At 70.6% G+C, this 20025-nt stretch carries 12 protein-coding genes and 1 pseudogene; 6 read left to right on the plus strand and 7 right to left on the minus strand.

Annotated features, from left to right (window positions below; translation table 11 throughout):
* Nucleotides 1-171: 171 nt before the first annotated feature.
* The gene (locus ACFVKT_RS29235; RefSeq protein ID WP_385737003.1) at nt 172-672 is read left to right on the plus strand and encodes a pyridoxamine 5'-phosphate oxidase family protein; all 501 of its coding nucleotides are present in this window, start codon (nt 172-174) and stop codon (nt 670-672) included.
* Nucleotides 673-684: 12 nt separating this feature from the next.
* Here ACFVKT_RS29235 and guaA read toward each other — a convergent pair whose 3' ends face one another.
* Nucleotides 685-2265, minus strand: a complete 1581-nt coding sequence (gene guaA / locus ACFVKT_RS29240; RefSeq protein ID WP_385737006.1) for a glutamine-hydrolyzing GMP synthase — start codon at nt 2263-2265, stop codon at nt 685-687.
* Nucleotides 2266-2676: 411 nt separating this feature from the next.
* Here guaA and ACFVKT_RS29245 point away from each other — a divergent pair.
* A pseudogene (locus tag ACFVKT_RS29245) lies at nt 2677-2988 on the plus strand (chorismate mutase); the annotation flags it as partial.
* Nucleotides 2989-3969: 981 nt separating this feature from the next.
* Entirely contained in the window at nt 3970-5004 is a 1035-nt protein-coding gene (locus tag ACFVKT_RS29250) for an LPXTG cell wall anchor domain-containing protein (RefSeq protein ID WP_385737009.1), read from the plus strand.
* An 89-nt stretch (nt 5005-5093) separates the two neighbouring features.
* Here ACFVKT_RS29250 and ACFVKT_RS29255 read toward each other — a convergent pair whose 3' ends face one another.
* Nucleotides 5094-6935 (minus strand): GMC oxidoreductase, encoded by a 1842-nt coding sequence (locus ACFVKT_RS29255; RefSeq protein WP_385737012.1) that lies wholly within the window; start codon nt 6933-6935, stop codon nt 5094-5096.
* A gap of 48 nt (nt 6936-6983) precedes the next feature.
* A complete protein-coding gene (locus ACFVKT_RS29260; RefSeq protein ID WP_385737015.1) occupies nt 6984-8660 on the minus strand; it encodes a succinic semialdehyde dehydrogenase in 1677 nt (558 codons plus the stop codon).
* Nucleotides 8661-9039: 379 nt separating this feature from the next.
* Here ACFVKT_RS29260 and ACFVKT_RS29265 point away from each other — a divergent pair, with 379 nt between their 5' ends.
* The 3 genes from ACFVKT_RS29265 to ACFVKT_RS29275 all read left to right on the plus strand — a co-directional run bounded on the left by ACFVKT_RS29265 (nt 9040) and on the right by ACFVKT_RS29275 (nt 10927).
* Entirely contained in the window at nt 9040-9273 is a 234-nt protein-coding gene (locus tag ACFVKT_RS29265; protein WP_385737018.1) for a hypothetical protein, read from the plus strand.
* A 108-nt stretch (nt 9274-9381) separates the two neighbouring features.
* A complete protein-coding gene (locus ACFVKT_RS29270) occupies nt 9382-9894 on the plus strand; it encodes a hypothetical protein (protein WP_385737021.1) in 513 nt (170 codons plus the stop codon).
* A 196-nt stretch (nt 9895-10090) separates the two neighbouring features.
* On the plus strand, nt 10091-10927 hold the full coding sequence (locus ACFVKT_RS29275) for a hypothetical protein (RefSeq protein WP_385737024.1): 837 nt from the start codon (nt 10091-10093) through the stop codon (nt 10925-10927).
* A 30-nt stretch (nt 10928-10957) separates the two neighbouring features.
* On the opposite strand, the gene ACFVKT_RS29280 is transcribed toward ACFVKT_RS29275, so the two are convergent.
* The 4 genes from ACFVKT_RS29280 to ACFVKT_RS29295 all read right to left on the minus strand — a co-directional run bounded on the left by ACFVKT_RS29280 (nt 10958) and on the right by ACFVKT_RS29295 (nt 19964).
* On the minus strand, nt 10958-12679 hold the full coding sequence (locus ACFVKT_RS29280) for a serine/threonine-protein kinase (protein WP_385737027.1): 1722 nt from the start codon (nt 12677-12679) through the stop codon (nt 10958-10960).
* A gap of 171 nt (nt 12680-12850) precedes the next feature.
* Nucleotides 12851-14518, minus strand: a complete 1668-nt coding sequence (locus ACFVKT_RS29285) for a serine/threonine-protein kinase (RefSeq protein WP_385737030.1) — start codon at nt 14516-14518, stop codon at nt 12851-12853.
* A 113-nt stretch (nt 14519-14631) separates the two neighbouring features.
* Complete coding sequence (locus tag ACFVKT_RS29290) at nt 14632-16464, minus strand: serine/threonine-protein kinase (RefSeq protein ID WP_385737338.1); 1833 nt, start codon at nt 16462-16464, stop codon at nt 14632-14634.
* 209 nt (nt 16465-16673) lie between these two features.
* Complete coding sequence (locus ACFVKT_RS29295) at nt 16674-19964, minus strand: protein kinase (protein ID WP_385737033.1); 3291 nt, start codon at nt 19962-19964, stop codon at nt 16674-16676.
* Between the last annotated feature and the right edge of the window lie 61 nt (nt 19965-20025).

A 20025-nucleotide genomic window follows, 5' to 3' on the forward strand; every position in this document is an offset into this window, starting at 1 on the left:
GTTACCCTCGGTCAGCCCAGGAGAACAGGGCCGTTCCGTGAAGAGAGTGCGCAACCGTTACGAGTCTCGCTCAGTTCCGGGTGCCCTCGGTCGCCGAGAGCATCCGGAAAGTCGCCGCGAGCACGCGAATACCGGACAGAAGGTGTCGGGTAGCCGCGCAAGACTCGTCCTATGACTCGCACGACTCCCACAGCGCATACGGCGACGAACTGGGCGGCATTCAGCGCCGCGGCACCCGACCTCGCCGCCAAGGTCGAGGCCCGGTTCACGGCCTTCACCCACCACACCCTGGCGACCCTCCGCAAGGACGGTTCCCCGCGCACCTCCGGCCTCGAAGTCCGTTTCCTGCACGGCGAGCTGTGGCTCGGCATGATGCCGGGCTCGCTCAAGGCGCTGGACCTGCGCCGCGACCCGCGCTTCGCGCTCCAGGTGAATCCGGGGGCGGACGCGCAGATGGCGGGCGGGGACGTCCGGATCGGCGGACGGGCGGTCGAGGTCGAGGACTCCGAGGCGAAGGCCGCGTACGTGAAAGAGGTGGAACCGCCGCAGCCGTTCCACCTCTTCCGCACCGAGCTGACGGAGGTCGTACGGACCTACGTCGAGGACGACACGTATCTGGTCGTCGAGATCTGGAAGCCCGGAGAGCCGGTGCGCACTCTCAAACGGACGTGACCCGCGTGGCTGCTACTCCCACTCGATGGTGCCCGGCGGCTTCGAGGTCACGTCGAGGACGACTCGGTTGACGTCCGCGACCTCGTTCGTGATGCGGGTCGAGATCTTCGCGAGGACGTCGTACGGGAGACGCGACCAGTCGGCGGTCATGGCGTCCTCGGACGATACGGGGCGAAGCACGATCGGGTGGCCGTAGGTGCGGCCGTCGCCCTGGACGCCGACGGAGCGGACGTCCGCGAGCAGCACGACCGGGCACTGCCAGATCTCACGGTCGAGTCCGGCGGCGGTCAGCTCCTCGCGGGCGATCGCGTCGGCCTCGCGGAGCAGGTCGAGCCTCTCCTTGGTCACTTCGCCGACGATGCGGATGCCGAGACCGGGGCCGGGGAACGGCTGGCGCTGGACGATCTCGTCGGGCAGGCCGAGCTGCTGGCCGACCATCCGGACCTCGTCCTTGAACAGCTTGCGCAGCGGCTCGACGAGCTCGAACTCGAGGTCCTCGGGGAGGCCGCCGACATTGTGGTGGGACTTGATGTTGGCCGTGCCCGTACCGCCACCGGACTCGACGACGTCCGGGTAGAGCGTGCCCTGCACCAGGAAGGCGACGTCCTCGCCGGCTGCGGCCTCGGCGATGATGTCGGCCTGCGCCTGCTCGAAGACCCGGATGAACTCGCGCCCGATGATCTTCCGCTTCTCCTCGGGGTCGGACACCCCGGCGAGCGCGGCGAGGAAGCGCTCCTGTGCGTCCACGACCTTGAGCTGTACGCCGGTCGCGGCCACGAAGTCCTTCTCGACCTGCTCGGTCTCGCCCTTGCGCATCAGGCCGTGGTCGACGTACACGCAGGTCAGCTGCGAGCCGATGGCCTTCTGTACGAGGGCGGCGGCGACGGCGGAGTCCACGCCGCCGGACAGCCCGCAGATGGCCCGCTTGCTGCCGACCTGCTCGCGGATCAGCGCGACCTGTTCGTCGATGACGTTGCCCGTGGTCCAGGACGGGGTGAGGCCCGCGCCGCGGTACAGGAAGTGTTCGAGCACCTGCTGGCCGTACGTGGAGTGCATCACCTCGGGGTGGTACTGGACGCCGTACAGCTTCTTCTCGTCGTTCTCGAATGCGGCGACCGGGACGACGTCCGTGGAGGCGGTCACGGTGAAGCCCTCGGGGGCGGCGGAGCAGGCGTCTCCGTGCGACATCCACACCGACTGCTCGTCGGGGGTGCCCTCGAAGAGGGTGGAACCCGACTTCGATACGTGGAGTGGCGTACGGCCGTACTCGCGGGCGCCGGTGTTGTCGACCGTGCCGCCGAGCGTCGTCGCCATGAGCTGGAAGCCGTAGCACATGCCGAAGACAGGGATGCCCGCCTCGAACAGCGCGCGGTCGAGGCGGGGGGCGCCCTCCGCGTAGACCGACGAGGGGCCGCCGGAGAGGATGATCGCCGCCGGGTTCTTGGCGAGCATCTCCTCGACCGGCATGGTGCTCGGCACGATCTCGCTGTAGACCCGGGCCTCGCGGACGCGGCGGGCGATGAGCTGGGCGTACTGCGCACCGAAGTCGACGACCAGGACGGTGTCGGGGGCGGCGGGGGACACTTCTGGCACGGTTTGCCTTCCGGCGGTGAGCAAAGGGTGTGTGGGGGCGAGTCTACCGGGGGTGGGGGTGGGGGGTGGCTGGGGAGGTTTTTTCGCCCTCTCCGCCCCTCCCGTCCCGTACCTGGGGGCTCCGCCCCCCAGACCCCCGTATCGCGCTGAACGCGCTCGTCCTCAAACGCCGGACGGGCTGAAAGATCTTCGCCTCCGGCTTGGCCGGGACGGAGGGACCCTGCATACTGCTCCCATGCTCACGCACGCGACGAACTTCGTCTTTACCTATGGCAACCGGCCCACCGGCTGCCATGGTCGTGCTGCTTGAGCAACTGACAAGCGACTTCCCAGGCGCCCCGGGCCGACAAGGCCCGGGGCGTCTGCCGTTTCCGGACCTCGCCGCTCCGGGGCTCCCCGTCACCAGAAGACACAACAAGACACAAGAGGAGCCCCACCATGGCCGACGTACTCGACAAGACCGGCGCCCGCACCGACGAGGCCGCCGACACGATCACCGGTGCCCGTGAGCGCATCGACGCCCTGGACGACCGGATCATCGGCCTCGTCCAGGAACGGATGGCCGTCTCGGCGGTGATCCAGGAGGCCCGGATCTCCTCCGGCGGCCGGCGCGTGAACCTCTCGCGCGAGATGGAGATCCTCGGCCACTACAGGGACGCGCTCGGCAAGCCGGGCACCTCGCTGGCGATGACGCTGCTGGAGCTGTGCCGGGGCCGCGTCTGAGTGCCGTACGGCGCCGTACGCACGTGCCCATGTCCTCTCACCCGTACGGCGCGTGACCGCTTCCGCGGGGGCTTCGTTGGTCCCGGTGTCCGTGTCAGCCAGGGGCGGGCCCGAAAAAACCACGCGTGGCTTCACTGGAGCGATGAGACGTACGGAACGTGCCGTGCGTCGTGGGACCTCGCTTCAGGGTTGGGACCGGACGGCAGGGGACAGCAGCCCGGTCACCCAAGAGAACGGCCGGCTCCGGGGACGCCCGGGGCCGACCGGCGGAATCTGTTCAGATGCGGTCGTAACGGTTGCGGAGTCCGTCGCCCATCCCGCACGATGCGAGAACAGCCCAAGTCCCCCGCAAAACAACCGAATTGCTCCAGCACTGCCAATGGTCGACACCATGTGCGCGCCTCCAGTGCGCCGGGGCGCCGACCGGCGGCCCCCCAGACCAGCGGCGCACCCCCCGGCGCCGCTCCCCGGCACCGGCGCTGCCCTGACGTCGGTGCTGACGCCGAAGGGCCCCGCGGCTCCGCCCCCAGCTCATGGATTCGTCCGAGCGGGGGGTCACCCCCACCGCGGGGCCTTTCGCATGCCCACCCCCATGTGACTACCGGCCAGCTCGACCCACCCCACGCGTGACCCACGCCATGGGACGCCCGGCCGTAGACCACCCCGCACGACCATCCCGCACGACCATCCGCGCAACCCACCCGTGCGCCCCACTCATGTGACCCACTCACATGACCCACTCATGTGTCCCACTCATGCGACCCACTCATGTGACCCACTCATGTGACCCACTCATGTGACCCACTCATGTGACCCACTCATGTGACCCACCCCACATAAAGATCCTGTGAGGGTGGGCACAACCATTCATAGGTTTCTCGTGTCACACCTGCTGAACCAATGGCCACAACCGCGCCCCACCGCGAAGGCCCCCATGTGAGTACCGCGGCCTCGCGGTGCACCAGACTTCCCGAGGTCTTCATGAAGCTTCGTCGTGCCATGGCCGTTGCGGCCGCGACGGCCGCCCTGGCCCCGCTCGCACTCCTGTCGGCGCCGGCCGCGTTCGCGGACACCGACCCTCCGGCCGCGGCGGAGAGCAGCCCCGCGGCGCAGGACACCACTCCCGCGGCCGAGGACACGACGCCCGCGGCAGAGGACACCACCCCGGCGGCCGAGGACACGACTCCGGCGGCGGAGGACACCACGCCTGCGGCCGAGGACACGACGCCCGCCGCGGGGGACGCCGCCCCGGCGACCGGCGACAGCACCCCGTCCGGCACGGCGACCCCCACTCCGAGCACCCCGGAGGAGGGCGACGAGCCCGACCTCTGTGTCGACGAGGACGGGAACGACCTCACCGAGATCAGCACCGACCTGACCAGCGGCCTGGCGGGTCTGCCGGACACGATCGTCGCGGGCAGCGGCTGGACGAACTTCTCGTTCAACGTCTCCAACCACGGCGACGACACCATCACGAACATCGCTCCGCTGATCGGTGTCGCGGCCATCGGCTGGGACGAGGAGGACTACTCCGGCGAGATCAGCGTGCAGGTCCTCGACAAGGACTCCGGCACCTGGCGGGAGGTCGCGGGCGCCGCGGGCGAGGGGGGCACCTTCACCCCGTTCTCGCTCGACGCCGGCCAGTCGACCTCGTACGAACTGCGCCTCAGCGTCAGCGGCCACGTGCCGGACGCCATCGGCGTGACCGGCGGCTTCGCCCAGTACTCGGACGACGAGGGCTGCTGGGTCGCCGACGACCCGAACGGCTGGATCTACTTCTTCGACATCCTCGCCGCCGGCTCGGACGCGGGCAGCCCGCCGGACGCCAAGCCGCAGACCGGCGGTGCGAAGGAGATCAGCGACGCCAAGACGGTGGACGCCTCCGGCTCGCTCGCCGAGACCGGTTCCTCGTCCGCACTGCCGCTGATCGGCCTCACCGGCGGTGTCGCCGTCGTCGCCGGTGCGGGTGCGGTGTACGTGGTCCGTCGCCGCAAGTCGGGTGACGCGGCCGCGTGATGCGGCCCGGCCCGGCCAAGTAGCCACAGCTGAATGAAGGACCTGCGCTCGGAGGGGGGTGCAGGTCCTTCCTTCTGTCACCGGCGGGGTTACGACTTCGGCGGCACCGTCGGGATCCCCAGGAACGGCAGCTTCAGCGCGCCGAACGCGTCAGCGGGAACGGCGGGGTTCCGGGGCTCGACAGGCCGCAGACGCTCGTACGCCGCTCCCTGTGCCGGACGCGGGTCGGCCTCGCCCTTGTTGGGCCAGTACGACATCGCACGCTCGGCCTGAGCGGTGATGGTGAGCGACGGATTGACGCCGAGGTTGGCGGAGACAGCGGCGCCGTCGACGACGGAGATGCCCGGGTGCCCGTACAGCCGGTGGTACGGGTCGATGACCCCGGAGGACGCCGAGTCACCGATCGGGCAGCCGCCGAGGAAGTGCGCGGTGAGCGGAGTACCCATCAGCTCGCCCACGTTGCTGCCCGCGAAGCCGTTGATCTCGGCGGCGATCGCGGAGGCGCCCTCCGAAGCCGCCCTGATCTGCCGGGGGTTGGGAGCGCCGTGCCCCTGACGTGCCGTCAGCAGGCCCTTCCCCGCGCCCTTCGGCTTCAGATACGTCGTCAGGGAGTTGTCCACCGACTGCATCACCAGACCGATGATGGTCCGCTCCGACCAGTGGCGGTTGGAGAGCGAGCGGAGCACGAGAAGGGGGTGTTTCGCGGCGTGGCCCAGCCATCCCAGAAACGGCGATGAGCCCTCCGTGTAAGGGACTTGGAGGATGGACAGGCCGCCCATCGAGTTCGAGCCCTTGCCGTAGCGGACGGGCTCGATGTGGGTGTTCTCGTCGGGGTGGATCGAGGACGTGATCGCGACGCCCTGCGTGAAGTCGGCCTTGGGTGTGCCGTGCGCCTTACGGTACCGGCGGTTGTCGGTCTGCGCGCCCACCAGGGCCTCGGAGTTGGTACGCGTCAACTCGCCCAGCCTGCCGGAGATGTACGGCAGTTGACCGCTCGCCTTCATGCGGTGCAGCAGGGTCTGGGTGCCGTAGGTGCCGGCGGCGATGACGACCCGGCGGGCCTTGAACATCCGGCCCTCCCCCTTGCGCTTCGCGTCCGTGGGCAGGGTGTTGACGGCGTACCCGCCCTGCGAGTCGTCGGTGACGGACACGACCGTCGTCATGGGATGGACGACGGCACCCGCCTTCTCGGCCAGGTGGAGGTAGTTCTCGTTGAGGGTGTTCTTCGCGCCGTGCCGGCAGCCGGTCATGCACTCGCCGCACTCGATGCAGGCCTTGCGGGCGGGTCCGGTGCCCCCGAAGTAGGGGTCCGCCACCTCGCCGCCAGGCCCGGCCTTCGCCGTCCCGTCGGCGTCCTCCCCGTCGCCGAAGAAGACCCCGACCGGCGCCATGTGGAAGGTGTCGCCGACGCCCATCCGCTGGGCGGCCGCCTTGAGATGGACGTCGGAGGGGGTCATGGTCGGGTTGAGCCGCACGCCGAGCATCCGCCGGGCCTGGTCGTAGTACGGCTTCAACTCCCCTTCCCAGTCGGTGATGTCCTTCCACTGCGGGTCCTCGAAGAAGGCCTTCGGCGGTACGTAGAGGGTGTTGGCGTAGTTCAGGGAACCGCCGCCGACGCCGGCACCGGCCAGCACCATGACGTTGCCCAGGAGATGGATGCGCTGGATGCCGTACAGGCCGAGCCTGGGTGCCCAGAGGTAGTTCTTCAGGTCCCAGGAGTTCTTGGGCAGCGAGCCACGGGTGAAACGGCGGCCCGCCTCCAACACGCCTACGCGGTAGCCCTTTTCGGTGAGCCGAAGGGCCGTGACCGACCCACCGAAACCGGAGCCGACGACGATGACGTCGTAGTCGTACGCGCCGTCGTCCGGTTGCTCCGGTTGCTCCGGTTGCTCCGGCTGCTCCGGCTGCTGGGCAGAGTTCTCCTGTGACACGTGCCGCTCTCCTCGTTGAGAACCTTGAGAACCAGTGGTTGAGGACGTCTACCGAAGGCGCAGCGCCTTCATCACCCTGAGGCTCCGGCTCATGAACGCCGCGTACTTCTCGTCGTCCATGCCGAGCGAGGGCGCCATCGGCAGCAGCCGCTGGTGGGCGACGGTCTGCGCCTCGGTGTACTTGAGGATGCCCTCGGAGCCGTGTCGGCGGCCGAGGCCGGAGTCCTTCATGCCTCCCATGGGCGACTGGACGCTGCCGTACGCGGGCGCGTAGCCCTCGTTGACGTTGACGGTTCCGGTGCGCAGCCGGGCCGCGACCGCTCGCCCGCGCCGGCCGTCCTTGGTCCAGACGGAGGAATTGAGGCCGTACGCCGTGGAGTTGGCGAGTTCGACGACCTCGTCCTCGGTCTTGAAACGGTAGAGGGAGACGACGGGCCCGAAGGTCTCCTCGGCGCAGACGGCCATGGGTGCCTCGACGCCGTCGAGGATGGTCGGCTCGTAGAAGTAGGGGCCGACGTCGGGGCGGGCGACGCCGCCGGCCAGCACCTTGGCGCCCTTGGCGACGGCCTCGTCCACATGCCGGGTCACGGTTTCGAGCTGCCGCTCGCCGACCAGGGAGCCCATGTCGGCCCCGTACGCGAGGGACGTACCGAGCCGCATGGCCTTGGTGCGGGCGGTGAACCGCTGCGCGAACGCATCGGCGATGTCTTCGTGGACGTACAACCGCTCGATGGAGATGCAGAGTTGACCGGCGGAGGAGAAGCAGGCGCGGACGGCGCCGGCGGCGGCCTTGTCGATGTCCGCGTCCTCCAGCACCAGCATGGCGTTCTTGCCGCCGAGTTCGAGTGAGACGCCGACGAGACGGGCGGCGGCGCCCTGCGCGACCTCGCGGCCGGTCCGGGTGGAGCCGGTGAAGGAGACGTAGTCGGCGTGCTTGACGATCTCGGGTCCGACGACGGGCCCCTCGCCGAGGACGACCTGGAACACCTCTGCGGGCAGCCCGGCCTCGATGAGCAGGTCGCGGGCCCAGAGGGCGGTGAGGCAGGTCTCGGTGTCGGGCTTCATGACGACGGCGTTGCCCGCGACGAAGGCGGGAAGCGCGTCGCCGACCGACAGCTCGAACGGGTAGTTCCACGGCGCGATCTGGCCGACGACACCGCGCGGGTGGCGCAGTTCGGTGACCTTGGTGAGGGTCGGGACGGCGCCGGTGTGCCCCTTGGGCCGGAGGTACGCGGGTGCCTTGCGTCCGTAGTGCCGGGCGGCCACGACGACGGCCTGGACTTCCTCGTGCGCGTGCAGCCGGGCCTTGCCGGTCTCCAACTGGATCAGGTCGAGGACCTCGGCCTGGCGCGCGAGCACAAGGTCGTGGAAGCGGAGCAGTACGGCGGCGCGCTGACGTACGGGGGTGGCGCCCCAGGCGACCTGAGCCGCGCGGGCCCGCTCGAAGGCGGTCGCCACGTCCTCGGGGGTGGACTCGGGCAGATCGGCCAGCTTCTCGCCGGTGAACGGGGTGTGGTTGGCGGTCCGCCCGGATCCGACGACACCCTTCGTGAGCTGCGCGACCAGCTCGGGCGTGACGACATCGGCGGCGGTGCGGGCGCCTGCGGGGGCGGGGGCGAGGGGGTTGGTACCGACCGCGGCGACAGCGCCTGCGGTGCCTGTCCCGGCTGCCTCGTCGGTGCCGGTGATGTCCGTGGCCTGCTCCGCGGCCTGCGAGTCCGTCATGAGCCGCAGAGTATGCCCGGCGGAGCCCTTTGGGTACCCGTCGGTAATCGGCTTTCACCGGGCGCTCACACGACGCCAGTGATCGCTGGCAACGAACGCGCTGATCAGCGCGTTGTGGGTGTGGCGACCACGGGTGGATCACTCCCGGACGTCGCCCGTCCGCGCGGGCATCCGCACAGGTATCCGCACGGGCGCCGAACTCGTCGACAACGCCGGGAAATTCGAACCCCACTTGCGTTCTACGCCGCCACCACCCCCGCCGGAACGATCCTCCTCATCATCATCCGGAACAGCCCTCCCCCCGACCGGACCGATCCGGATACACCTTGAGGACACAGGGGAGCCACGTTATGTTCACAGGACAGTCAGCCCGCATTGCGTGACCATGGCGAGCGGCCGGCAGCAGCTCGAAGTCATCGTCGACGACGGCTCGACGGACGGGACCTCGGCCGAACTCGACCGACTGACCGGCGTGTATCGAGGTGACCACCCCCGTGGTCGTCGACACCGGCCGCGCCTACGCCCAGATCAGGGGCGGTACACGTACGACAAGGCCGGGTTCGAATGCGCCGTCGACATTCACGACGGCGGCCGACGGCAAACCGCTGGGTGAGGGGTTCTGGGACATCTCCCTCGCTGTCGGGGCCCAAGGGCGAGGCCGCGAGGTGCGCATCGGAAGCAAGCGGGCCGACAGTGTGTCGGCCGGCCGAGCACGCGCGTCGTGGACACCGAGCAGGGGCTACGCGCGGTCGCCCTCTACACCACCAAGCCGCACGGCAACTTCACGCTCGACATCGGCGAGAACGGCCACGCCGTGCCGCCGCACCTCCTGCCCGGCGGCGTCCGCTGGGCCGCCGATGCGCCCACCGAGCTGGAGTCCAGCGGACGGTGCACGCTCGCCGCCTACCCGGACAGCGCACTCGTGGTGAGTCTGACCAACGGGCAGGGAGAGACCCTCACGTTCCCCGTCCGCCCGACCGCCGCCGACGGCGACACCATCACGGCACGAGTGCCGGTCGCGGCCCTGTCCGGCGGCACATGGACCGGTGAACTCCGCCTCGCGGACTGGTCCGTGCCTCTTCCGGCGCTCCCCCGGAACCTGCCTCCGGCCAAGTGGCGCCGCCAAGGCCGGCCTTGGTACGCCAAGCCGATCCCGGACAGCCGCAAACAGTTCGCCCTGCTGGTCGCGCGGACCAACCTCATGAAGGCGGTCGTCCGGCGACTGAAGCCGTGACGTGCGGATCGGATCACCCCACTCACGTCACCCCAACCCACGTCGCCACAGACCCTGTTACTTGACGTTCCTTTGACCATGCCCGCATAGTCCAATCCGCACCATCAGCACACACGTCACACACGTCACACGTGTTACGCACGTCACATGCGTCACACGCGTCACCCACTGCTCACACCAAAGGGACCCCTCGAACATGAAGAGATTCGCCCTGCCCCGTACCGGCGTCGCAGCGGCCGCGTCGGTGTTGTCGCTCGCCCTGGCCACCGGCTGCTCCGACAGTGGATCCGGCTCCGGAGACGGGGACAAGGCCGCCGGCGCCAAGGAGACCACGGCTGCCGCGAAGGCTCTGAGCAGCGGCGAGTTGGAGAAGGCGATAGTCGCCACGGCCGACATCGACGGCTACGAGGTCACGTCGGCCACGGACTCCGAGGCGTTCGCCCCCTCCAAGGAGGACGTCAAGGTCGTCGACGAGAAGTGCGCGCCGCTCGCGTACGTTCTCACCGGGTTCGCACCGGGCGACTCGACCGCGTACCTCAACCGCCAGGTCACTCCGGCCGCCGAGGAGGTCGAGCCCAGCGCGTCCGCCGACAAGAGCCTGGACGACATGACGGACCAGGAGCTCCAGGACTCGATGGACGCCCTCACCGATGCCCTCAGCAGCACGATCACGATCGTCTCGCTCTCCTCGTACGAGGATGAGGGCGCCCAGGAGACCTTCACCTCGGTGTCCGACGCGGTCGAGGGCTGCGCGGGCGGGTTCACCGCCGCGGCGGAAGGCGAGACCCAGAAGTTCACGAAGGTCGCGACCGAGAAGGCCTCCGGAAGCGGCGACGAATCGGTCGCGTTCGCGGTGACCGGTGACGCGGAGGGCGACGAGGTCGTGGTGAAGGTCGAGGTCGTACGCCATGGCAGCACGATCGCGACGTACTACTCGATGAACCTGGCCGCCTTCTCGGGCGAGGCGGGAGCCGCCGCCGACTACGACATCCCGGCCGAGATCATCACGGCCCAGGCCGCCAAGCTCAGCTGAACCCCGAGCCGGCCGCACCCCCGCCCTGCCTCACAGCTGGTTGATGTCCAGGTTCGCGATCGCCGTCCTGGCGACTTCACGGCCGCGCGCCGTGAAGTCGCCCTTGCCGGGGTAGCTGATCGTGAGCTTGTACATGTCGCCCGTCTTGGCCGACTTGTAGTAGAAGATCTTGAGCTCGCGGGGGCGCGGGCTCTGGCTGTCGGTGGTCGTGTAGATCACCGTGTTCTCGGCGGACTGCTTGCCTTGGTACGTCGTCTCTTTCGGCGCCGTCTTCGTCGGGTTCTCGGGCATGTCGAGCTCGTACGCGCCGCTCTCCTTGAACTCACCGTCGTCGTCGTACATTTCGGCGGCGGCGGACGCGCTGATCTGACCGCCGGTGTCCTCGGACTTCTTCGTGAGGTTCAGGCCGATCCAGATACTGCCGCTGTAGTCGGAGTACGTGACCCAGTTCTTGTCCGTGTCGTCGGCGGCCGGCTTGCCCACCTGGTAGTCCGCCGGCATCGCCAACGTCGCGCCCAGCGCCTTCTGTTCGCGCAGCTTCCAGTCGTCCGGCAACGGCCCGGCGAACGGGTCCGCGACCACCAGGTACGCGGCCACCGCCGCGGCGACGATCACCGCGCCCAGGCCGATCAGGGTCTTGCGGCCGACGCGGATCCCCTTGCCACTCTCCGGGGCCGCCGCCATCTGCACGACCTGCGTCGGCGCCGGAGCGGGCGGCCGGGCGGCCTCCTCCAGGAGATGGCGGACCCGGGTCGCGTCCGGGCGGCGGGAGGGCTCCTTGTCCAGCAGACCGTTGATCGTCTCGGCGAGCGGACCGCCGGCCGAAGCGGGCGCCGCGGGAGTGGAGTTGAGGACGGACTGAAGGGTCGCCGGGGTGTTGCTGCGGCGGAAGGGCGAGACGCCCTCGGTGGCCGCGTAGAGCACGACGCCGAGTGACCAGAGGTCACTCGCCGGGCCCGGGCGCTGCCCCAACACCCGTTCCGGCGCGATGTATTCGGGCGATCCGACGAAGCCGCCCGTGTCCGTCAGACTGGTCTCGCCCTCGATCTGGGCGATGCCGAAGTCGGTGAGCACGACGCGGCCGTGCCGGCCGAGCAGGACGTTGTCCGGCTTCACGTCGCGGTGCAGGATGCCGGCCGCGTGCGCGGCCTCCAGGGCGCCGAGAACCTCGAGGCCGACGCGCGCCGCTTCGCGGACGCCCAGCGTGCCCTCCTGAAGGGCGTCGCCCAGCGAACGCCCCTGCACCAACTCCATGACGATCCAGGGCTGTCCGTCCACCACGGCGACATCGTGGACGTTCACGACCGACGGGTGGTCGAGCCGTGCCGCCGCGCGCGCCTCCCGGCGCATCCGCTCGAAGGCGTTGCCGCGTTCACGCTCGGGAAGATGGTCAGGAACCCGAGGCTCCTTGACGGCGACCTCACGGTCCACCGTCTCGTCCTTGGCCCGCCAGACCGTGCCCATGCCCCCGTGGCCGAGCTTGGCGAGGAGACGGTAGCGGCCCGCGACCAGACGCCCCACACCTGGGTCCGGCTTCACCTGCTGCGTCTGCTGCGCCTGGTGCTGATGCTCCACGGGCTGAGTCTCGTGGACCCGCTGGTCCTGCTGCGTCTGCTGCGTCTGCTGCTCCGGGACGATCTGGGTCGGCGCTGCGTAAGGGTTACCGGGGTAGGGCACACCCGGTCGCGGCGGTTGCAGGCCGAAACTCGTTGGCTCATCGGCCCCGTAAGGAACTCCCCCGTTATTGCTCATGAGTCCATCAATATCGCGGCAAGCGCTTCGGCATCCAGCCCCGCCGCTTTCCAGTCACAGACCCGTGACGCGGGCCGCCCTTTATCTCCGCTTTATCCGGTACGAGGGCGGCCCCTAGGCAATACGGGGCTACGGGCTACGGGCTACGGGCTACGGGCTACGGGCTACGGGCTACGGGCTACGGGTTACGAACGAGTCCACCGCCACGTCGAGGTACTCCTTCGCCTCCGTCGCCCTCCCGACCGGCGCCGACACCCACACGTCGTACATCCGGCCGCCCTCCTCCCAGCACAGGTCGTACGTGTGCCGCGCGCCCTCCGTCTCGGTGAACCCGTCCCAGGTGAACTCCCAGAACGCGGCGGGCTGTCCACCGTGCGTGGCCGAGGCGACGGCGGCATCACGGTAACCCGGGTTCGTGGCGGGCCCCTTGGCATCCCCGCGCCGCATCACCGCGAGCGGGCCGCCCGGTTCGGGATCGGCCACCTTGATGCCGAGGCGGAAGGTGCGCCCCGGCGACACGTAGAAGACCCGCTCCCCCTGCGGCTCCCGGGTGAAGTCGTCGGGCACGGCGAGCGCAAAGCCGCTCGGATCCTGCACGACCCGGTACCCCGGGGGCACCTTGCGGACGGCGGCGGGACCGGCGGACGGGCTGGAGGCCGACGCGCTCGCGGACGCCCCCGGCGCCCCGGTGGCCGACGTACCAGCCGTACTGCCCGTACTCGTGGCACTCGCCGTTGCATCCGTACTCGCCGTGCTCGCCGTAGTCGCCGTACTCGCTGTACTCGAAGGCGTCGGCGGACCACCGCCCCCGCTCCGGCCGTCGTTCATCAGCAACGATGCCGCCGACACCCCCGCCCCGACCATGGCGGCGACCAGCGCGGCGGCGACGAGGATGCTCCGGGTGGAGCGCGGCGCCCCGGGAGACGGCGAGGGCGGCGGGGCAGAGGTGGGCGTCCTCGCCGGTATGTTCCGCTGCGTGGGTGTGTATCCGGCCGTGACCGGCGGCGTCCGCCCGGTGTCCCGGAACGCGCGCAGCATCCGCTCCGCCTCCGCCGCGTCGAGCCGCTGCTCGGGATCGCGCTCGAGCAGCCCCCGTACGACGGGAAGCAGAGGCGCGGCCTGGGCCGGCGGCCGGATCTCGTCGACGACGACCGCGTGCAGGATGCCGCCCAACGAGTCGCGGTGGAACGGCGATTCACCGCTCAGGACGGTGCACAGCAGCACGCCGAGCGACCACAGGTCCGACTCGGGTCCCGTCCTGGCCCCGGACATCCGCTCGGGCGCGGTGTACTCCGGCGAACCGACGAACGCCCCGCTCTCGGTGAGCGTCGTCGCACCCGCGACCTGGGCGATCCCGAAGTCGGTGAGGACGGCCCGGCCGTCGTCCGCGATCAGCACGTTCGCGGGCTTGAGATCCCGGTGCAGGACACCGGCGTCGTGCGCGCGGCGCAGCGCGCCGAGGAGACCGATGCCGATGCGGGCGGCCTCGCGCGCGTCCACGGGGCCACCCGCCGAGACGCGCTCGGCGAGCGAGCCGCCTTCGATCAACTCCATGACGATGTACGGGCGTTCGTCGTCCTCGACCACGTCGTGCACGACGATGATGTGCGGGTGCTGCAACTGCGCGACGGCACGGGCCTCGCGCAGGGTGCGGTCGCGCTGCCGGCGGGCCTCGTCCGCGGAGAGCGTGGTGTCGAGGGCGATTTCCTTGACCGCGACGTCACGGCCGAGCAGCTGGTCGGTCGCGCGCCAGACGACACCCATGCCGCCCCGCCCGATTCTGGCCCCCAGCCGGTACCGGCCGGCGATCACACGGACGTTGTCCCCCTCGGTCCCCATGCGTCCCATCATGCCGCAACGGAGCCCGGCCCTCCGGGACAGCGAACTGCGGTGGCCGGTATCCGGCGGTGCTGTCCCCGGTCGCTGCCAGGCGTCACAGGCCGAAGCCGGCGTCAGGCGTTGGGGCTCCAGCTCCTCAGCATCGCGTCGAACTGCTCACGCGCCGTGTCCCAGTCCGCGGCCGGCGCGGACATGTAGATCGCGTACTCGACGCCGTCACGGGCCAGATACGTCTGCTCGATGGCGCGCCGCGGACCTGGGAACTCCGTCTGCCCATCCAGCGCGGTCCAGGTGAAGTCCCAGAGTGCGCCGTCGCAGTCGCGGAAGGTGTTGGACTCCAGACTGACCCGGCGGTAGTCGACCAGCTTGGTCAACTGCTCCTCCAGGTCGAGCAGATGCATGTACGGGTTCTCGAAGTCCGGTGAGTCGTCCACGGCGATGCGTACGAAGTGATCGCCGTCGTCGGGTGTGTAGTCGACCTGGCTGCCGTTGGCCTGCCGCTCCCAGCCCTTGGGGACGGCGAGGCTGAAGCCCTCGACGTCGTCCACGCGCACCCAGTTGTCAGGCACGGCACCGGCCGGCTGCTGCGCGCTCTCACTGGCCTGCGGGCTGGTGGCGGCGCCCGACTGCCCTGTACCGCCGCCCGGTTCCTCGGTACGCGTGACCGCATCCGCGCCCGAACGCCAGTCGCCCGCGAACTTGATCACCGCAGCGGCGCCGGCGCCGACCAGCACCGCAAGTACGAGGACGAGGGCGATGTTGCGGACCCGGCGCCGTTTCCCGGCGCCGGCCGGGGCGGCAGGCGCGGCCGCACCGGGCGCGGCCAGGAGAAAGTCCTGCATCTGGGGCCCACCCGGGACATGAGACGACGAGACGTGCGCGGTCGCACTATGTCCGTTGGCTCCGTGTCCGTTGGCGCCATGTGCGGACGCGCTATGTACGGACGCACCGTGATCCCCAATACCACCGTGATCCCCAATGCCACCGTGGTCCCCAATACCACCGTGGTCCCCAATACCACCGTGGTCCCCAATACCACCGTGGTCCCCAGTGCCTCCACGGTAGGGACGATCCACATCCACCCCGGCTGCCACATGCTGCGTCGGCACATACGCCTGCGCCGCGCCCGGCCGGCGGCCCTCCGCCGCCTCGGCGAGCATCTGCTCGGCTTCCTCCGCGCTGGGCCGTAGGGCGGGATCCTTGTGCAGCAGCGCGGTGATCACGGGCCCCAGCGGACCGGCGTACGCGGAGGGTTCGGGCTCGTCCTCCACGACGGCCCGCATGGTGGTCAGCGGCGTGGTGCGCCGGAAGGCCGATCTGCCCTCCACCGCCGTGTACAGCGTCGCGCCCAGCGCCCACAGGTCGGAGGACGGACCGAACTCGTAGCCGCGCACCCGCTCGGGAGCCAGATAGTCGACCGAGCCGACGATCTCGCCGGTGCGCGTGATCGTCGTATCGCCCTCGACCTGCGCGATCCCGAAGTCGGTGAGCAGGACGCGCCGGTCGGCGGCGAGGAGCACGTTCCCGGGCTTCACGTCACGGTGCAGCACTCCGGCGGCATGCGCGGCCCGCAGCGCGCGCAGCACCCACAGCCCGATCCGCGCCGCCTCGGCCGGTTCGAGGCGCCCCTGTTCCTTGACCTCGTCGGCAAGGGAGTTGCCCTCGACGAGTTCCATGACGATCCACGGCCGGTTGTCGTGCTCCAGGACGTCATGGACGGTGACGACGGCCGGGTGGTTGATCCGCGCGGCGGCCCGCGCCTCGGCGCGCGTCCGGGCGATCATCGGAGCCCGGTCGCTCTCGGCGACGTACAGCGCGGCCGTCAACTCCTTGACCGCAACCACCCGGTGCAGCACCTCGTCATGTGCCCGCCATACGCGGCCCATGCCACCGCTGCCGATGGTTTCAACAAGCCGGTAGCGGCCCGCGAGGAGCTGGCCCTGCATCTGATTCACGTTTCCCCGCAATGGTCTTGACAGGGTCAGACTAAGGAGCGGCCCCCCACGCAGGGAACCGCCGAGGCCCTACGGAAACCGCACTGTGACGGTTATCCCTTCCGCACGCGGACGGGAACCAAGGGAACCATGAGTCTACGGAAGCCCCCGGAGGCGTCTGCCAGTGCCCTGAGTCAGTGTCACCCATGCCCTGGCCGGTGTCATCCCGTGGCCTGATACGTACCTGACGCCTGCTCGTACAGCCGCGTCACCTCGTCCCGTTCGGCCTCGGGGCCGCGCACCTGCACCACGTGGTAGTGCCCGTCGATGATGATGGCCAGATTCCGTACGAAGAGCTCGTGCCCTTCCCCGTCGGTCCAGGTGAACTGCCCCTCGGCCATCACCAGTTCGCCCACGTCGATCCGCCGCATCCCGCTGGACGTGGCCCAGGTCGAGTCGCGGAACGGCTGCAACTCGCTCTCCCGCTCCCGCTGATACACCATTGGATCACTGCCGAACGTGCTCGTGCTGTCCCGGCCGGGTACGAGGATGAGCTCGAAGTCGCCGTGGGAGTACACGACCTGGCCACTCCCGTTCTTCGCCGTGCGGTCCCAACCGTTGGCCACGGCGACCCGGAAACCCTCGGCGTCATCACGCAGCGTGAACCCCTGGGCGACTTCGGGGTCATTGCCCTGTGAACCCGTCGAGCCTGTCGAGCCGGTCGCCCCCGCCGACCCCGTCGAACTCGCCGACGCCGAGGGGCTTTTGTCCCCGCCCGGAGAGGTCTGATCGGGTCGCGGCTCACTGCTCGCGCTCCCTCCCGCACCGGTATCGGGTGCGGGGCTGACGTCTCCGGCGGAACCGGTCCGCTCGCCGTCCGTGCCACTGTCCGGCTCGGCCTTCGGCATGAACACCATGGCGTACGCGATCGCCGCGGCCAGCAGGAGCAGTACCAGCAGAACCAGGTTCCTCCCGAGCCTTCGGGGCTTGACCTGCTTGTTCTGCTTGGCCCGCTTGTGGCGGGCGTGCGGGCTGGTCGCGGGGAGCCCGGCGCGGCGCCTGCGGACGAGCTCGCCCCGCCGCCGTACGATCGGCAGCCGACTGGGGTTGACCGGGGGCGCGGCGACGACATGGGCCCCCGCCTCGGCCTCCGGTGCCGAGCGCACCAACGACCTCAGCCAGCCGCGCAGTTCCTCGAAGTCCAGCCGCTCGGTGGGGTCCTGCCGCAGCAGCGACTCCACTACGGGCCTCAGCGGCCCGCACTCCTCCGCGAACGCGGGCGGCTCCGCGCACACGAGCTGCACCAGTTCGGCGGTGTTCTCCTCCGGGTAGGGCGCGTGCCCCTGCACAGCCCGGAAGAGCAGCGCCCCCAGCGCCCACAGATCGGTCGCGGGCCCGATCGGCGCCGCCAACTGCCAGTTCTCGTGCACCGGGCCGGCCTGCTCGGGCGCCCACCGCTCGGTCACGGGCCCGACCACGGCCATCCGCGCCTGCCGGGCCCGCTCCGCGGCGAGCGCGGTGGCAGGTCCCCGGCGCGGCGGCGCACCAACAGCTATCTGGTCCCAACGGGTCCCCTGCCCCTGGGCGTTACCGGCTGTTGCGCCGGCCACCGCTCCGGGAGCAGGGTGCCCACCGGGGACGGGGTGCCCACCGGGGGCAGGGTGCCCACCAGAGACGGGCGCGGGGACACTGGTCGCCGGGGGCGCCCCGGCGGACGTACCGCTCCCCGAGTACATACCGGCCGAGGTCCCGCTCCCCGGAGCCAACCCGCGGTTCGGCGGTCCCGGAAGCGCGGGGCGACCTTCACCGCCGCTACCGATGCCTGTTCCGGTCCCGACGCCTGTTCCGGTCCCGGCTCCGGCTCCAGCCCCGGCCTCGGTTCCGGGGCGCGGCTGCGCGCCATGCCAGGGATTGGTGCGCCCCACTCCGTACGGGTCGGCAATCTGGCCGGGGGGCGGGGTGTTGGACCGGTGTTCCATACCGTGACCCGGGACCTGGTACGGCGCCTGAGCCTGGGCCTGACTGTGGCCGGCGGCCTGAGCCGGGACTTGCCCGGGACCGAGCCCCTGAGCCTGGCCCGGCCCGGGACCGGACCCCTGAGACTGGGCTGCCCCGCCGTACCCCGGAGCCTGCGGGAACCCGCTCCCCCCGGACGCCTGCGGATACCCGCTGTACCCGGCGACCTCACGCCCGGAAGCCGACGACGCACCCTGCCCTGGAACCTGGGCCTGGGCCTGGGCCTGGGTCTGGGCAGGAGACTGACCCCGACCCTGACCCTGGGCCTGGATCTGGGCCGCCGACGCATCGGCTTGCGACACGGGCCGGGGCGCGGGCAGCGCCGCCTGACCGCCCCGCTGCTCTTCGTACACCCGCTGCTCTTCGTGCACCCGCTGCTCTTCGTGCACTCGGGCGGCGGCGCGCGCTCCGGCGCGATACGCGGCAATGGCCCCGGCGCGCGCCGCACGAATATCGCCCCCGGTACCTCCGGCGGCCCCCGTGCCGCCCGCGCCACCAACTCCTCCGGCCCCCCGCGCTTCGAGCGCACGTGGACCTACGCCTCCCGCACCACGGCCTGACGTCTCCGCGGCAGGCCCACCACGCTCCGCCCGAGCCTCGATCGCGGCCCGCCGCGCGGCTTCGGGATCCCCTCCGGCCGAAGCGCCGGATCCAGCCGCGGCACCGGACACACCGCCGACCCCGGCACCCGGCGCTCCGCCCGGCCCACCGGAACCGAACCCGCGCGAGGCACCGCCACCGGCCCCAGCGCCTGACCGCCCAGCCCCCGCACCTCCGGGACCACCCGACCCAACACCCGCACCTGGCCCCGGACCCGCACCACGGGTCGCCCCCGCACCCCCGCCGACTTCACCCTCGATACCCGCGAAACCTTCGAAGTCCCGCACCGGCACCGGGTCATACCCGCACAGCGCCTCCTCCGCGGCTCCGGCCGCCAGCCCGGTCAGCATCACGCGGCCGTCGTCGCAGACGAGCACCGTCCGTACGGTGATGTTCCGGTGCACCCACCCGTGCGCGTGCAGCACCCGCAGCGCGGTGAGGACGTCGGCGGCGACCTCGGCCGCGCGATAGGGACTCAGCGGCTTGTCGGCGAGCAACGCGGCCAGCGGCCTCGCCGCCACCAACTCGCTGACGATCCACAGCGACCCGCCCTCGGCGAACACGTCGAAGACCTGGTCGAGCCGGGGATGGTCGGGTATCTGAGCGGCCGCCTGCGCGGCGTCGATCGCTCGCCGCACGGCCGGTTCGGTGGGCCGGCGCGTGGTCCGCGCGGACGCCCGGCGCACCCCGCCGTCCCGTGCCACGAACCCCTCGGGCAGCCCGTCCGCGTCGAGCACCTCGGCCTCGACGACCTCCGGCAACGGCACCTGCCGGACCAGGACTTCCTGCCCGCTGTAGGTGTCGAACGCCCGGGTCTCGGCGAGTTCGTACTCGTCGGACGGCGGCAGCGGCAAGCGGTAGCGGTCAGCAAGAACCCGTCCCGCGTACTCGTCCACGATGCCTCCCCCAGCCGCCCGGTTGGTCAATTCCGTTCGCCTTGCGTCCCGTTATGGCTTC

Source organism: Streptomyces sp. NPDC127595 (genome assembly GCF_042671685.1).
In the GTDB taxonomy this organism is placed as follows: Bacteria; Actinomycetota; Actinomycetes; order Streptomycetales; family Streptomycetaceae; genus Streptomyces.